This is a genomic window from Blastococcus sp. CCUG 61487, from assembly GCF_005222955.1.
In the GTDB taxonomy this organism is placed as follows: Bacteria; Actinomycetota; Actinomycetes; order Mycobacteriales; family Geodermatophilaceae; genus Blastococcus.
Window position 1 is genome coordinate 1 of the sequence record NZ_LWUA01000097.1, and the last position, 283, is coordinate 283.

The 283-nt window shown below is 67.1% G+C and carries 1 protein-coding gene; it reads left to right on the plus strand.

What is annotated here, in order from left to right:
- Nucleotides 1-224: transposase (locus A6V29_RS06795; protein WP_170977730.1), on the plus strand; the 224-nt coding region annotated here is incomplete at its 5' end.
- Nucleotides 225-283 lie beyond the last annotated feature (59 nt).

Consider the following 283-nt stretch of genomic DNA (forward strand, 5'->3'; position numbering starts at 1 on the left):
CGCTGGAACGGTTGAACAAGGAGATCAAGCGCCGCACCGACGTCGTTGGCGTGTTTCCCAACCCCGAGGCGCTGCTGCGGCTGGCCGGCGCCGTGCTGGTCGAGGCACACGACGAATGGCAGGTCACCGACCGCCGCTACCTCTCCGAAGGCTCCATGGCCCTGCTCACCCGGGCGACCCCGTCAGCGAGGGAGGTGGCGCAACCGGCACTGATCGCGTCATAGTCACCACACCGCTGACCGACACGGTGAGGACTACATCCACCACTCAGCGGGACGTCACC